This window comes from Bradyrhizobium sp. F1.13.3, from assembly GCF_040548265.1.
Lineage (GTDB): Bacteria > Pseudomonadota > Alphaproteobacteria > Rhizobiales > Xanthobacteraceae > Bradyrhizobium.
Genome location: NZ_JBEPRI010000003.1, coordinates 188,402 through 202,818, shown reverse-complemented (window position 1 = coordinate 202,818; position 14,417 = coordinate 188,402). Strand labels below are relative to the sequence as shown.

Here is a 14,417-nt window from a genome sequence, read left to right as displayed (position 1 = left end):
CTGAAAGCGCCATCACCGGGAGGGATCTGTTTGGTGGCTACCAGTCTTGAAGTGCGCGGCGTGTCCTTGCGATTCGGCGGCGTTCGTGCGCTGACTGATGTCGGCTTCGCCATCAGGGAAGGCGAGCTGTTCTCGATCATCGGCCCCAACGGCGCCGGCAAGACCTCGATCGTGAACTGTATTTCCGGCCGCTACAAGCCGACCGAAGGCCAGCTGTTCTACCAGGGCCGCGACATCACCGGCCTGACGCCCAACGCGCGCGCTTCGCTCGGCATCGGCCGCACCTTCCAGAACCTGGCGCTGTTCCACCACATGAGCGTGCTCGACAACATCATGGTCGGCCGCCATCACCTCCTGAAGAACAATTTTCTCACGGGCTCGCTGTACTGGTTCACCGGCGCGCGCAAGGAAGAGCTCGAGCACCGCCGCAAGGTCGAGGAGATCATCGATTTCCTCGATCTCCAGTCGGTGCGAAAGGCGCAAGCCGGCACCCTCTCCTATGGCCTGCGCAAGCGGGTCGAGCTCGCGCGCGCCATGGCACTGGAGCCGCGCCTCATTCTCCTCGATGAGCCGATGGCCGGAATGAACTTCGAGGAGAAGGAGGACATGGCCCGCTACATCGTCGATCTCAACGAGGAGTTCGGCATGACCGTGGTGATGATCGAGCACGACATGGGTGTGGTGATGGACATCTCCCACCGCGTCATGGTGCTGGATTTCGGCCGCAAGATCGCAGAGGGCGATCCGGCCGCCGTGCTCGCCGATCCCCACGTCAGGCGCGCCTATCTCGGCGAAGAGGACGAGGTGCTGGTCGATCCTGACGATGCTCCGCCGGCGCAGGAGAGCGCGGCATGATGGATTACGCAGGCCGCGTCGCGCAGGCCGACACCTATCCGAAGATGCTCCGGCTCAATGCGAAGGAGTACGGCAATGAGATTGCGCTGCGCGAGAAGGATCTTGGGCTATGGCGCCCGTTCACCTGGAACGCCTACCAGAGGCGGGTGCGCGATTTCGCGCTCGGCCTCGTCGAAATGGGCCTTGGGCGCCAAGACGTCATAGGCATCATCGGCGACAACCGGCCGGACTGGGTCGCGGCGGAAATCGCAACCCACGCGATCGGCGGATTGAGCCTCGGGCTCTATCGCGACGTGCTTGACGAAGAAGCCTCGTATCTCCTCAATTATGGCGAGGCGCAGCTCGTCTTTGCCGAGGACGAGGAGCAGGTCGACAAGCTGCTCACGCTCGCCGACCGCGTCCCAAAGCTGAAGCACATCATCTATTCCGATCCACGCGGCATGCGGAAATACGATGATCCGCGTTTGATGTCGGCGGAGACGTTTGCCGAACTCGGCCGGGCGCGGGCGACGCGCGAACCGGAGCTTTACGACCGGCTGGTGGACGCGACCAAGGGCGAGGACGTCGCGATCCTCTGCACGACGTCTGGCACCACCTCGCATCCAAAGCTCGCGATGCTCGCCGCCGGCCGCGTGCTCGGCCATTGCGCGACGTATCTGGCTTTCGACCCGAAGGGGCCGGACGACGAATACGTGTCGGTGCTGCCGCTGCCCTGGATCATGGAACAGGTCTATGTACTCGGCAAAGGCCTCTTGTGCCGGATGAAGATCAACTTCGTCGAAGAGCCCGAGACCATGATGAGCGATCTGCGCGAGATCGCACCGACGTTTGTCCTGTTTGCACCGCGCGTGTGGGAATCGATCGCCGCCGACGTCCGCGCCAGGGTGATGGACGCAACGCCTTTCAAGCAAAGCCTGTTCGACATCGGCATGAAGAGCGGGCTTGCCGCGCTCGAACAGGGCCAGCGTTCCGGCTTTGCCGACGCGATCCTGTTCCGTGCATTGCGCGACCGCCTCGGATTCACCCGGCTGCGTTCAGCCGCAACCGGCGGCGCGGCACTCGGGCCCGAGACATTCAAGTTCTTCCAGGCGATGGGTGTGCCGCTGCGCACGCTCTACGGCCAGACCGAGCTGCTGGGGGCCTACACGCTGCATCCCGCGGGCAAGGTCGATCCCGACACCACCGGCGTGCCGATGGCCGACAGCATCGAAATCCGCATCGACAATGCCGACGTTCACGGTGTCGGCGAGATCGTGGTGCGGCATCCCCACATGTTCCTCGGCTATTACAAGAACCCGGAGGCGAGCGTCGCCGACGTCAGGGATGGCTGGATGCTGTCCGGCGACGCCGGCTATTTCAACGCGAATCGCCAGCTCGTGGTCATCGACCGCATCAAGGATCTCGCCGAGACCTCGCGCGGCGAGCGCTTCTCGCCGCAGTTCATCGAAAACAAGCTGAAGTTCTCGCCTTATATCGCGGAAGCCGTGGTGCTTGGCGCAGGCCGCGACGCGCTCGCGGCGATGATCTGCATCCGCTACTCCATCATCTCCAAATGGGCTGAGAAGAACCGGCTCTCGTTCACGACCTACAGCGATCTCGCCTCGCGGCCCGAGGTCTATGCGCTGCTCAAGAAGGAAGTCGAGACCGTCAACGCCACTCTGCCGCCGGCACAGCGCATCTCGCGCTTCCTGCTGCTCTACAAGGAGCTCGACGCCGACGACGGCGAGCTTACCCGCACGCGGAAAGTGCGCCGCAGCGTCATCAACGAGAAATACGAAGGCATCATCGACGCGATCTACCGCGGCCAGGCCGACATCCCCGTGGACACTGTGATCCGGTTCCAGGACGGCACCACACAGCGCGTACGAACAACGCTGAGGGTCGTGGATCTGGGTGGACCGGGCCAGCTCGCGGAGGCCGCGGAGTGAGCACGCTTTCAAACGGGCGCACGCTGCCAGTCGATACGCCCTCTCCCCGCAAGCGGGGAGAGGCGAAGGATAGCATAACATGAACACCGCTTTTCTCATTCAGCTCCTGGTCAACGGCCTCGTGGTCGGCACGCTCTATGGCGTGGTCGCGATGTCGTTCGTGCTGATCTACAAGGCCACGCAAGTCGTCAATTTCGCGCAGGGCGAACTCTTGCTGGTCGGCGCCTGGGTGTGCTGGACCCTGCTCGCGAAATATCAGGTGCCGTTCTGGATCGGCATGCCGATGACGCTGGTGTTCATGTTCGTGTTCGGCATCGCGGTGCAGGTTCTGATCCTGCGGCCGATGATCGGCGAACCCATCATCTCCGTCATCATGGTGACCATCGGCCTGTCCACCGTGCTGCAGGCGACGCTGAAATGGATGTTCGGCGTCAATCCGCAGCCGTTCCCGCGCGTGTTCGAGAGCCAGTCCGTCAGCCTGTTCGGGCTTCAGATCCAAACCGTCTATGTCATGAGCCTCGTGGTCTCGATCGCGATGATGATCGGCATGGCCTGGTTCTTCCGCGCCTCAAAGTACGGGCTTGCGATGCGCGCCACCGCGTTCAACCAGCAGGTCGCGCAATCGCTCGGCATTTCCGTGAAGAGCGTGTTCGCGATGGCTTGGGCGATCTCCGCAACGGTGTCGGCGGTGGCAGGCGTCGTTGTTGCCGTCGTGAACGGCGTATCCTCGGGCCTCGCCGCTTACGGCATAAAGGTGTTTCCGGCGGCGATCCTCGGCGGGCTCGATTCCGTCGGGGGCGCCGTGCTCGGCGGCATCATCATCGGCCTGCTCGAAAACATCGCGCAGTATGTCGACAGCGAATACCTGCACTGGGGCAATCTCTACGAGATCGCGCCGTTCTACGTCCTCATCATCGTGCTGATGATCAAGCCCTACGGCCTGTTCGGCACCCACGACATCGAACGGATCTGATCCATGGCCGGCCCCGCCCTCATCCCTGCTGGTGATTTCCGCACCTCTTACGCGGCCGACACCACGATCTTCCCGACTACGACCAGCCGCAATTTTGCGATCTTCGGCGTGCTGCTGCTCTGCCTTGTGCCGCAAATTCTCGGCGGCTACTGGCTCAGCATCCTGATCCAGATCGGCATCTTCTCGATCGCCGCGCTTGGCCTCAACATTCTGGTTGGCTTCACCGGCCAGATTTCGATCGGCCATGCCGCGTTCTTCCTGCTCGGCGCCTTCACGTCTGCCTACATCTCCAACAGCACATCGATTCCGGTCTTCTTCGCGATCCCCCTCGCGGGCGTCGTCACTGCGCTGGTCGGACTGATCTTCGGCATCCCGGCGGCGCGGCTGAAAGGGCTCTACCTCGTGATCGCCACGCTCGCCGCGCAATATATCCTGCTCGACTTCTTCTCCCGCGCGGAGTGGTTCACCGGCGGCTCGGTGCCGGCCAGCGCCAATCCGTTCTCGATCTTCGGTTACACGCTGCGCGGCGACAGGCAATATTTCTACGTCGTACTCGCCTACGTAGTTGCAAGCTACGTGCTCGTCACCAATCTGATGCGCACCCGCGACGGCCGTGCGCTGGTGGCGATCCGCGACCATTATCTCTCCGCGGAGATCATGGGCATCAATCTCACCAAGTACCGCACGCTGTCCTTTGGGCTCGCCGCCTTCTTCGCCGGCATCGCCGGCGCGCTCTATGCGCACTACCAGCTCGTGGTGTCGCAAGAGGGTTTCGGCATCGAACGCTCGATCCTGTTCCTCGCCATGATCATTATCGGCGGCACCGGTTCGATCATGGGCACGCTGATGGGCACCGCGTTCGTGGTGCTGCTGCCCGAGACGATGGAGTTCCTCAGCGTGACGCTGAAGGGCGGCGCGATCGACAAGGCGCTGTCGCTCAACAACAACATCACCTTCCTGCGCGAGATCGCGATCGGGGTGATCATCATCGCGTTCCTGATGTTCGAGCCGGACGGGCTCGCCCATCGCTGGCGACAGATCAAGGCGTATTGGAAACTCTACCCGTTCTCGCATTGAGCGCGGGCAACTCTCTAACCAACAAATAAACAGGAGGAGGCAACCAATGAAGACAAAATCCCTTTTGAGCACCGCTTCGCTCACCCTGGCGATCGCCGCATTCTCGTCATGCGCGCAGGCGCAGATCGCGATCGGGCATCTCGCCGATTATTCCGGCGGCACGTCCGACGTCGGCACGCCCTACGGCCAGGCCGTCGCCGACACCTTCGCCTGGGTTAACAAGAACGGCGGCGTGGGCGGCAAGCAGATCAACGTCGACACCAACGACTATGGCTACCAGGTACCGCGCGCCATCGCGCTCTACAAGAAGTGGTCGGCGCCGGACTCCAAAGTCGCGGCGATCATGGGCTGGGGCACGGCAGACACCGAGGCGCTGACCGGCTTCCTCGCACAGGATAAAATCCCCGACCTCTCCGGCTCCTACGCCGCCGCCCTCACCGATCCCGAAGGCGTCAGCGGCAAGGCCAAGCCCGCGCCTTATAATTTCTTCTACGGTCCGAGCTATTCGGACTCGCTGCGCGCGATGCTGATGTGGGCAGCCGAAGACTGGAAGACCAAGGGCAAGTCCGGCAAGCCAAAATTCGTCCACATGGGGGCCAACCATCCCTATCCGAACGCGCCGAAGGCCGCCGGCGAAGCGATGGCGCAGGAGCTCGGCTTCGAGGTGCTGCCGCCGCTGGTGTTCGCGCTCGCGCCGGGTGACTACAGCGCGCAGTGCCTGAGCCTGAAATCCTCAGGCGCCAACTACGCCTATCTCGGCAACACCGCCGCGTCCAACATCTCGGTGATGAAGGCCTGCAAGACCGCCGGCGTCGACATCCAGTTCATGGGCAATGTCTGGGGCATGGACGAGAATGCCGCCAAGACCGCGGGCGACGCCGCCGACGGCGTGATCTTCCCGCTGCGCACCGCTGTAAGCTGGGGCGGCGATGCGCCCGGCATGAAGACGGTGATGGAGATCTCGAAGATGTCTGATCCCACCGGCAAAGTCTATCGCCCGGTGCACTACATCGCGGCCGTCTGCTCGGCGCTCTACATGAAGGAAGCGATCGATTGGGCCGCCAAGAACGGCGGCGCCACCGGCGAGAACGTCGCCAAGGGCTTCTACCAGAAGAAGGACTGGGTGCCATCAGGCATGGAAGGCGTCTGCAATGCCTCGACCTGGACCGGCAAGGACCACCGCGGCACGCTGAAGGTCGATCTCTACCGCACCAAGATTGCGGGCGCGACCGACGGCGACCTCAACGACCTCATGGCCAAGGGAGCTATCAAGCTCGAGAAGGTCAAGACCGTCGAGCTGCCGCGCAAGCCGGAATTGCTGGGCTGGTAGCCACAACATCGGACGTCATGGCCGGGCTTGTCCCGGCCATCCACGCCTGACCACTCGGACGAAGTACGTGGATGCCCGGGCTAAGCCCGGGCACGACGAGCAAAGCAAATTGGCGGCACCTGATATGACCGACACCCTCGAAGCAGCTCGCCCCTCCCCCGGCATCGTACCCGCGCCGCCTCTCCTCGGCGTGCGCAACATCGAGGTCGTCTATGACGACGTCATCCTGGTGCTGCGCGGTCTCAGCCTCGACGTGCCCAAGGGCGCGATCGTGGCGCTGCTCGGCGCCAACGGCGCCGGCAAGTCGACGACGCTGAAGGCGATCTCGGGGCTGCTCAAGACCGAGGACGGCGAAGTCACGCGCGGCGAGATCCTGTTCGAGGGCGAGCGCATCAACGGCATCGATCCCGACAAGATCGTCCGTCGCGGCATCTTCCAGGTGATGGAGGGCCGGCGCATCGTTGCCGACATGACCTCGCTGGAAAACCTCAAGCTCGGCGCCTTCACCCGCAGGGACCGCGAGGTCGGCGCCGATCTCGACATGGTCTTCAACTACTTCCCGCGCCTCAAGGAGCGCACCGGGTTGGCGGGTTATCTCTCCGGCGGCGAGCAGCAGATGCTCGCGATCGGTCGCGCGCTGATGGCGCGCCCGAAGATGATCCTGATGGATGAGCCCTCGATGGGCCTGTCGCCGCTGCTGGTGAAAGAGGTGTTCTCGATCATCCAGAAGATCAACCGTGACCTCGGCGTCACCATTCTCCTCGTCGAGCAGAACGCCCGCGCTGCGCTGTCGGTGGCAAGCCACGGCTACATCATGGAGCAGGGCAAGGTCGTGCTCGACGGCACCGCGGACGAATTGCGCGACAACGAGGACGTCAAGGAATTCTACCTCGGCGGCGCCGGCGACCAGCGCAAAAGCTTCAAGAACCTCAAGAGCTTCAAGCGGCGCAAGCGCTGGCTTTAACCTTCCAGCACCTGCTCCGCTTCCGTGACTGCGCAGAGAACATGATAGAACGACGACGCAGGAATGGTGTCGATCAGCGATTTGCCGTCGCGGTCGAACTGGTCGTACCAGCCGCCCCGCACGGGATGGCTGAGATAATGGCGTTCGAGCCGCGCCAGCGCCATGCGCGCCTCGTCCGCCGCGCCCTCCTCGCCGGATTCGGCCTGCGCGATCCACGCCTTCGCGATCTCGGTCTGCGGCCACAGCCGGCGCGTGTTGCGGCGAATGTTGCCGGCGTCGTCACCCTCGTCGACCAGACAGCCGGTGGCTTCATCGCGATAGCGCAGCGCGGTTTCCAGCAGCTCGGCGCGCCGCTGTCCGGTCGGGCAGCCCGTGATGCGTTCGAATCCCTTCAGCAGCCAGACCCATTCCGCCTGATGGCCGGGCTCGACGCTGACCGGCGCGATCTTCGACCAGTCCTCTTCGAAATATTCGCCGAGCGCGCGCGTCCGCTTGTCGTAGAGATTGGCGAGGAACAGCGCGAAGAACTCGCCGGCACGGTTCTGGAACGACAAATCGTGGGTCGCGTCGAAGCACGCGATCATGGCCTCGAACAGATGCATGTGCGGGTTCTGCCGGCGCGGCAGCGAGACCGGAAGGCTCTCGTGGACGCCGCCGTGCGGCGAGCGCAGATGGCCGTCGAGGAAGGCGAGCAGCGCGTCGATCTCGGCGCGAATTTGTGCGTCCTGGTCGAGCGCATAGACGGTCGCGAGCGCAAACAGGATGAAGGCGTGGTCGTAGGCATCGCGCCGGCCGTCCAGCACCGCCCCCTCCGGCGTCAGCCGGTGCACGTAGCCGGGCCGGCCGTCGGGGGCCTTTGCCTTGGCGAGCAGATGCTCCAGCCCCTTGAGCGCGATGGCGCGCCCCTCAGGGTACCAGCCCATCTGCGCGGCCTTGGCATAGCACCAGATCTGGCGGGCCTGCACGAACACGCGTCGCGGCGCGATCACGTCCGCCGTGCCGTCGCGGTGCAGCCGATCGATGAAACCACCCGCGCCATGGTCCCAACCGACCGTCGACCACAGCGGCAGCGCCTCGTCGATCATGCGGCGCTTCAGGCGCGCGGCGACGTCCGCCGCCTCGTCCGCCGCACTGATTCCCTCGTCCGCCATCGCGTCCTCTTCAAACCTCGCCCATGGCCGTCTGATACCCATGCCGGCGGCGGCACGCAACGGATGCCAACCCGGAAAGATCAGCCATGATCGCCCATTACGACGCCCTCGAGACGCGCGAACAAGCCGCGCGCGAGGCCGATCTGTTCGCCCGCGTGCCCGGCGTGCTGCGCTCTGCGATGACCGCGCCCGTCTATGCAGATCGCCTGAAAGGCGTGGATCCGGCGACCGTGACCTCCAGGGCGGCCCTGGCGGGCCTGCCGGTGCTGCGCAAGTCGGAACTGCCGGCCCTGCACAAGGCCTCGACGCCCTTCGGAGGGTTGGTCGCGGCGGCGCCCGGTTCGTTCGCCCGTCTCTTCACCTCCCCAGGGCCGATTTTCGAGCCGGAGGGGCGGCAAGCCGACCCCTGGCGCGGCGCACGGGCGCTGTTCGCGGCCGGGTTCCGACCTGATGACATCGTGCTCAACACCTTCAGCTATCATCTCACCCCCGGCGGCTTCATCTTCGATGCGTCGGCGCGCGCGCTCGGTTGCGCCGTGATCCCCGCAGGTCCAGGAAATACCGAGCAGCAATTCGAGCTGATCGAGGCCTACCGTCCTGTCGGCTACAGCGGCACGCCGGACTTCCTGAAGATCTTGCTCGATGCTGCCGCAAGCTCCGGCCGCGACGTCTCCTCGATCAAGCGCGCGCTGGTCTCGGGCGCAGCATTCCCACCCTCGCTCCAGGCGGAGATCAAGGCGCGCGGCATCGATGCCTACCAGGCCTTCGGCACCGCCGATCTCGGCCTCATCGCCTTTGAGACCGTGGCGCGCGATGGCATGGTCGTGAACGAGGATCTGATCATGGAGATCGTCAAGCCCGGTACCGGCGATCCCGTGGCGCCCGGCGACGTCGGCGAGATCGTCGTGACCTCGCTCGACCCGCACCATCCCTGGATCCGGCTCGCTCTCGGCGACCTCACCGCGTCACTGCCGGGGACCAGCCCCTGCGGGCGCACCAACATGCGCATCAAGGGCTGGATGGGCCGCGCCGATCAGACCGCCAAGATCAAGGGCATGTTCGTCCGGCCCGAGCAGGTCGCCGAGATCGGCAAGCGCCATTCCGCGCTCGGAAGATTGCGCCTCGTCGTCACGCGCCAAGGCGAGGCCGATGCAATGACGCTGAAAGCGGAGACGGTGGCCGCGAACGATGCGTTGCGCGAGGAGATTGCGGGCACCTTGCGGGCAGTGACGAAACTCGGAGGCGAGGTTGAACTGGTGAGGCCCGGTGCGCTGCCGAACGACGGCAAGGTGATCGCGGACGAGCGATGACAATGAAATCAGGCGAAGACCGCGTTGGTACCCAAAGCCTATCCGCGACGTTTCGTGACTGAGCGTTCGTGCTTCAATCGAGAAACCACAGCCCCCCAGCCTTACGCAAGCCGTGCCGCTTAAGCCAACCGGCTCAGCGTCAGATGCGCGAAGAAGTCCGATTGCTGTATCGTTGCGATCACGGGGCGCAGCCTGTCGTCATGGATGTGAGCCGTCAGGTCAACGGCTTCGACCGCACCAACGATAACGTCTGCAAGCTCCCGTCTCAGGTCGCTGGTACGCGGTTCCTGAATATCCAGGAGCGGGGCGACATTATCGATGATCCAGGCCAAGACGTCGGGATCCCTCATCGTGCCCCCCCGCGCGAGACGGGCTGACACTGCCTTCGCCTCCTCTGCAATCAAGCGGATCCGCACCGCTTCAGCCAGCTCGACGGCACCGATGCAACGGGACGCCAGCTGGGGCGATGACGAGAAGTCCCGACCCGCGCGGACGAGGTCCAAAAAGCCAGCCAGCTCCGTCGCAAGCGGCCCGAGCCTGCCGCCGACATCGAAGCCTGGCAACTCGACGCCATCGATGAAGATCTGGCCGGGCTCGATGGTGAAATCAAGCTCGGCCCTGCCGCCATCGCGTAATTCGAGGCGGATCAATCGCTTGCGCGCCACAGCCCTCCGTCCGAACCGAAGTACGGCAAGCGATTGCCCCAAGCCCAGCGCAACCTCGACCGCACCTCGCGGCAACGGCTTCACCTCGCGCAATTGCGGCTCGGCGCTGTCGTCGATCAGATGCAGCATCGACCAAAGATGAGGAATGATCTCGTCGACCTTGTGCGTCGTGACGTTGGACAATTTGGCCATGCCGTGCCGCATCTCCTGCTCAGCATCCAGCCACTCCAATTCGATGGCAGCGACTTCACGCCCTGCGCACAAACCCAGAAAATGACGCAAGAATGGCGCACTGAGCAGATGCAGGCCGACAAGGAGCGGGATGTTGCGCTCAGCCGCCAGATCGACCAGGCGCCTTGCACTGTCGACGCTCAGCGCAAGCGGCTTCTCGACCAGGGTTGGCACGTCCCCGCGCAGCAGGCTCTCGGCAGTTCCGGCGTGATCGGCGGCAGGTGTAGCAACGATGGCGGCATCGGGACGCAGAGCCAGCGCAGCGTCAAGGCTTGGGAGCGGCGTGAACCGAGGAGGCACTCCTATACGATCGGCGAGAAACGCATTGAGGGCTTCGCCATTGTGGCGCGACACCCACAGCACACAACCGACACGGTCGGAAAGCTGCGCCAAGATGGAAGCGTGCGTCCGCCCCCATCGTCCGCCACCGACCAAAGCCACCGTGAGCCCGCTCATTGAAACTTTCCTCACCTCCGCACGGAGTGAGCCGTCGGAAACGTCCGGTCAGGTCGCGTGGCAATAGTCTCGGATCTGTCCGAGCGTGAAATCACGCATTGAGGAGGCCGACCGCTCCAAATCGGCCTTGTACCAATCGACAGTCATTTTCAACGCATCGTCAAATCCGAGCCGGGGTCGCCAGCCAAGCAGTGTTCGCGCCTTCGAGGAATCCAGCTTCAGGAAGGTCGCCTCGTGCAAGTCGTCGCTGCCGACATGCTGCCATTGCGCGCCATTGCCCCAAATCGCGGCCAGCGTGTCGGCGAGGCGTGATACCGGCTGCTCGCTCTCCGGCCCTGGGCCGAAGTTCCAGCCGTCCGCCACGGCGGCGCCTTGCCTGAACGAAGCCTCGGCCAGGAGCAGGTATCCGGCAAGAGGCTCAAGCACGTGCTGCCAGGGACGAATGGCCCGCGGGCGCCGCACCTCCAGTGCGCGTTGCATCGCAAAGGCGCGGATCGCGTCCGGCACGATGCGATCCTTCGCCCAATCGCCACCGCCGATAACATTGCCCGCACGTCCCGAAGCCGCCGGCGGCTCCGCGAAGCTGCGATTATACGACGTCAGCAGCAGCTCGGCGCATCCCTTGCTCGTACTATAAGGATCGTGGCCTCCCATCGCCTCATTCTCGCGATAGCCCCACACCCACTCGCGATTTTCATAACACTTGTCGCTGGTGACGATGACGAACGAACGGATGCCGTCACCCGTACCCTCCGCCTTTGCCTTGAGATTGAACTGACGCACCGCCTCGAGCAGGTTCACCGTACCCATTACGTTGGTCGAGATAGTGCCGATCGGATCGACATAGGATTCACGCAGGACGGATTGCGCGGCGAGGTGAAACACCACTTCGGGCCTGCTGGTCGCCAACGCATGCGACAATGCCCCGATATCCCTGATATCGCCGCGCGTGTCATCGACGACGGCCGCGACCTCTGCCCGATCGAACAAAGACGGCGTCGTCGGTGGAGCTAGCGAGAAACCGAATACGCGGGCGTTCATGGCGGATAGCCACAGGCTGAGCCAGGCGCCCTTGAAGCCGGTGTGTCCTGTCACCAGAACGCGCCGGCCACGCCAGAACTCCGGGTCTACGTCCACATACGCCACGGCGGGTTGTTCTCCTTCCAGAGCGCCTCGAGCAAATTGCGTTCTCGCAGCGTATCCATCGATCGCCAGAACCCTTCGTGGCGAAACACACGCAGTTCGCCGCTTTGGGCCAGTTGCTCGAGCGGCTGCCGCTCCCAGGTCGTGGAGTCGCCGGCAATCAGCTGGGCGATGCGAGGATCGAGCACGAAGAACCCGCCATTGATCCATCCGCCATCGCCGAGGGGCTTTTCGTTGAAGCCCTTCACGACGCTGTCCTCGAGTTCGAGACTGCCGAACCTGCCTGGTGGACGCACGCCGGTAACGGTCGCAAGCTTGCCGTGCGAACGATGAAACGCGATCAGCTTCGCGATGTCGATATCGGCGACGCCATCACCATAGGTCAGGCAGAACGCATCGTCGTCTTGCACAAAGGGGAGCGCCCTCTTGATGCGGCCACCCGTTTCGGTCTCGGCGCCGGTGTCGACCAGCGTTACGCGCCACGGCTCCGACCGGCTGGCGTGAAAGTCGATCTGATTGTTCTTGAGATCGATCGTGACGTCGGACGTATGCAGCAAGTAGTGTGAGAAATATTCCTTGATCAGGTAGCCCTTGTACCCCAAGCATATCACGAAGTCGTTGATGCCGAACGACGAGTAGATCTTCATGATGTGCCAGAGGATCGGATGACCGCCGATCTCGACCATCGGTTTCGGTCGGACGGAGGTCTCCTCGCTGAGGCGACTGCCGAGGCCTCCCGCCAGAATCATCGCTTTCATGACACCATTCCTACCGAGGGCGATCCGGCGCGCCGGCTTGACGTCCGGCCCACGCTCAATCCGGAAGTATGCTGACTTCGGGCAACGGCATGACCAGTTTCGACTTCAGTCCTCTTGCCCTCAATTGTTCGGCAATCGGCTGACCATAGTGCCAGGCGAGCAGCACCACGTAATCCGGCTGTTCGCGGATCAGGCGCTCGTTGTCGACGATCGGAATCTGCTTTCCGGGCAAATGCAAGCCGAGCTTGAGCGAAGTGGGTTGCTCGCAGATATACGGCATCAGCATGCGATCGATGCCGACATAGTTCAGCAGAGTGCTGCAACGGCCAGGGCACGAATTGCCGACGAAGCTCAGGCCCTTCTTGTTGCAGTCGAGAGCGAGCTCGAGGAGGTCGCGCTTGACCTTTTCGGCGCGTGCACGGAAAGCCGCGTAGCATTCGGGGTTCGAGAGACCGAAATCATCCTCGGCCTTCAGCAGTCGCGCGAGCGCGGGCTTGACCGGACGCCCCCTGCCCTTCGCCACGTACACGCGGATATTGCCGCCGTAACGGCTGACGCGCTGCGCGTCGACACAGGTGAAATCGAAGAACTCGAACAGCTTGACGATCGACTTCAGCGAATAGGTGCGAAGGTGCTCGTGGTAGATCGTATCGAACTGGCCGCCCTCGATGACGTCGAGCAGATAATGGTTTTCGAGGATGAAGACGCCGTCGGGCGCCAGCAGGCGTTCCAGGCCGCGGATGAAGCCACCGAGCTGGGCCACATGCGCGAAGACGTTGGTGGCGGTGGCGACCTTGGCATGGCCGTGCGTCTCCACGACCTTGCGGGCAGTTTCCTCGTCGAAGAACGCCTGCAGCGTCTCGATGCCCTGTTCCTGCGCAATGCGTCCGATGTTGGTCGGTTCGATACCGAGAACGCGCATGCCGCGCCGCTTGAACCCTGAGAGCAGCGTTCCGTCGTTGGACCCGATGTCGACAACGAGCTCGTCCGGCTTGAGCCCGAGGTCTGTGACCGCATCCTGCACGAACGCGTCCTGATAGACCGCGAGCTCCTTGGTGATGCCAGAGCGGTACGGATATTCGGGGTGAAATACGACTTCCGGCGGAACGACGTAGTCGATCTGCGACAGCGAGCAATCGCGGCACCACACCTGACGAAGCGGGTAGCTCGTTTCGGGACCGTCGAGCTGTGCCTTCGAGGGCAGCGAGTCGCACAGCGGTTGATGTCCAAGGTCGATGACGAGCTCGAGCCGCTCGGAGCCGCAGACCTGACAGCGCGTCAGCTTCCCGGTTGGGATGTCATGATGTGAGGCGTGGGGCATTCGGAACCTTAATTGCAACAACGAGATACGGCAGATTTCCGGGAGGCGATCCTCCCGAGCGGTGGCGCGACATGGAACGCGGCGGGCGAGCCTTACTGGAAAGCCCCCCATTAATCAAGCATATGCCCTTCGGAATACTACGTAATTTGCCCGCGAGAGGTCCGGGTGGCTTTGCGCGATGCGCAGCATCTGGTACTAGCATTTTTCAGCTGACAGCAACCCTCGATGAATACCGATACACACGGACAGGACAAC

At 63.5% G+C, this 14,417-nt stretch carries 12 protein-coding genes; 7 read left to right on the top strand and 5 right to left on the bottom strand.

Going from position 1 to position 14,417, the window contains the following annotated elements:
- Positions 1–33: 33 nt before the first annotated feature.
- The 6 genes from ABIB66_RS10610 (at position 34) to ABIB66_RS10585 (ending at position 7,127) form a co-directional block, all read left to right on the top strand.
- On the top strand, positions 34–855 hold the full coding sequence (locus ABIB66_RS10610; RefSeq protein ID WP_354057951.1) for an ABC transporter ATP-binding protein: 822 nt from the start codon (positions 34–36) through the stop codon (positions 853–855).
- Positions 852–2,783, top strand: coding sequence for a long-chain fatty acid--CoA ligase (locus ABIB66_RS10605; protein WP_354254804.1), 1,932 nt, complete (start codon positions 852–854; stop codon positions 2,781–2,783). Before ABIB66_RS10610 ends, ABIB66_RS10605 begins: the two co-directional genes overlap by 4 nt.
- A 79-nt stretch (positions 2,784–2,862) precedes the next feature.
- Positions 2,863–3,756 carry a branched-chain amino acid ABC transporter permease gene (locus ABIB66_RS10600; protein WP_007612526.1) on the top strand — a complete coding sequence of 298 codons (894 nt, stop codon included), beginning with the start codon at positions 2,863–2,865 and terminating at the stop codon, positions 3,754–3,756.
- Positions 3,757–3,759: 3 nt separating this feature from the next.
- Entirely contained in the window at positions 3,760–4,833 is a 1,074-nt protein-coding gene (locus ABIB66_RS10595; protein ID WP_354211024.1) for a branched-chain amino acid ABC transporter permease, read from the top strand.
- Positions 4,834–4,879: 46 nt separating this feature from the next.
- A complete protein-coding gene (locus ABIB66_RS10590; protein WP_354254803.1) occupies positions 4,880–6,163 on the top strand; it encodes an ABC transporter substrate-binding protein in 1,284 nt (427 codons plus the stop codon).
- A gap of 124 nt (positions 6,164–6,287) precedes the next feature.
- Positions 6,288–7,127 carry an ABC transporter ATP-binding protein gene (locus ABIB66_RS10585; RefSeq protein WP_354254802.1) on the top strand — a complete coding sequence of 280 codons (840 nt, stop codon included), beginning with the start codon at positions 6,288–6,290 and terminating at the stop codon, positions 7,125–7,127.
- On the opposite strand, the gene ABIB66_RS10580 is transcribed toward ABIB66_RS10585, so the two are convergent.
- Positions 7,124–8,278: an AGE family epimerase/isomerase gene (locus tag ABIB66_RS10580; protein WP_354254801.1), complete on the bottom strand. Its 1,155-nt coding sequence runs from the start codon at positions 8,276–8,278 to the stop codon at positions 7,124–7,126. The genes ABIB66_RS10585 and ABIB66_RS10580 overlap by 4 nt on opposite strands.
- Before the next feature lie 86 nt (positions 8,279–8,364).
- Between ABIB66_RS10580 and ABIB66_RS10575 the strand changes: the two genes are divergently transcribed.
- Positions 8,365–9,588, top strand: a complete 1,224-nt coding sequence (locus ABIB66_RS10575) for a phenylacetate--CoA ligase family protein (protein ID WP_354254800.1) — start codon at positions 8,365–8,367, stop codon at positions 9,586–9,588.
- Positions 9,589–9,707: 119 nt separating this feature from the next.
- On the opposite strand, the gene ABIB66_RS10570 is transcribed toward ABIB66_RS10575, so the two are convergent.
- The 4 genes from ABIB66_RS10570 to ABIB66_RS10555 are packed head-to-tail and all read right to left on the bottom strand — an operon-like array spanning position 9,708 to position 14,162.
- Complete coding sequence (locus tag ABIB66_RS10570) at positions 9,708–10,940, bottom strand: Gfo/Idh/MocA family protein (RefSeq protein WP_354254799.1); 1,233 nt, start codon at positions 10,938–10,940, stop codon at positions 9,708–9,710.
- 48 nt (positions 10,941–10,988) lie between these two features.
- Positions 10,989–12,086, bottom strand: coding sequence for a CDP-glucose 4,6-dehydratase (rfbG, locus tag ABIB66_RS10565; RefSeq protein WP_354254798.1), 1,098 nt, complete (start codon positions 12,084–12,086; stop codon positions 10,989–10,991).
- Entirely contained in the window at positions 12,068–12,841 is a 774-nt protein-coding gene (rfbF, locus tag ABIB66_RS10560; RefSeq protein ID WP_354100940.1) for a glucose-1-phosphate cytidylyltransferase, read from the bottom strand. The genes rfbG and rfbF overlap by 19 nt, the downstream gene beginning before the upstream one ends.
- Positions 12,842–12,896: 55 nt before the next feature.
- Positions 12,897–14,162, bottom strand: coding sequence for a class I SAM-dependent methyltransferase (locus ABIB66_RS10555; RefSeq protein WP_354254797.1), 1,266 nt, complete (start codon positions 14,160–14,162; stop codon positions 12,897–12,899).
- Between the last annotated feature and the right edge of the window lie 255 nt (positions 14,163–14,417).

Bases quoted from the DNA above. Each gene is read 5' to 3' on its own strand.
- ABIB66_RS10605 (WP_354254804.1), top strand. From the start codon at position 852: ATGATGGATTACGCAGGCCGCGTCGCGCAGGCCGACACCTATCCGAAG.
- ABIB66_RS10600 (WP_007612526.1), top strand. From the start codon at position 2,863: ATGAACACCGCTTTTCTCATTCAGCTCCTGGTCAACGGCCTCGTGGTC.
- ABIB66_RS10595 (WP_354211024.1), top strand. From the start codon at position 3,760: ATGGCCGGCCCCGCCCTCATCCCTGCTGGTGATTTCCGCACCTCTTAC.
- ABIB66_RS10590 (WP_354254803.1), top strand. From the start codon at position 4,880: ATGAAGACAAAATCCCTTTTGAGCACCGCTTCGCTCACCCTGGCGATC.
- ABIB66_RS10585 (WP_354254802.1), top strand. From the start codon at position 6,288: ATGACCGACACCCTCGAAGCAGCTCGCCCCTCCCCCGGCATCGTACCC.
- ABIB66_RS10580 (WP_354254801.1), bottom strand. From the start codon at position 8,278: ATGGCGGACGAGGGAATCAGTGCGGCGGACGAGGCGGCGGACGTCGCC.
- ABIB66_RS10575 (WP_354254800.1), top strand. From the start codon at position 8,365: ATGATCGCCCATTACGACGCCCTCGAGACGCGCGAACAAGCCGCGCGC.
- ABIB66_RS10570 (WP_354254799.1), bottom strand. From the start codon at position 10,940: ATGAGCGGGCTCACGGTGGCTTTGGTCGGTGGCGGACGATGGGGGCGG.
- rfbF (WP_354100940.1), bottom strand. From the start codon at position 12,841: ATGAAAGCGATGATTCTGGCGGGAGGCCTCGGCAGTCGCCTCAGCGAG.
- ABIB66_RS10555 (WP_354254797.1), bottom strand. From the start codon at position 14,162: ATGCCCCACGCCTCACATCATGACATCCCAACCGGGAAGCTGACGCGC.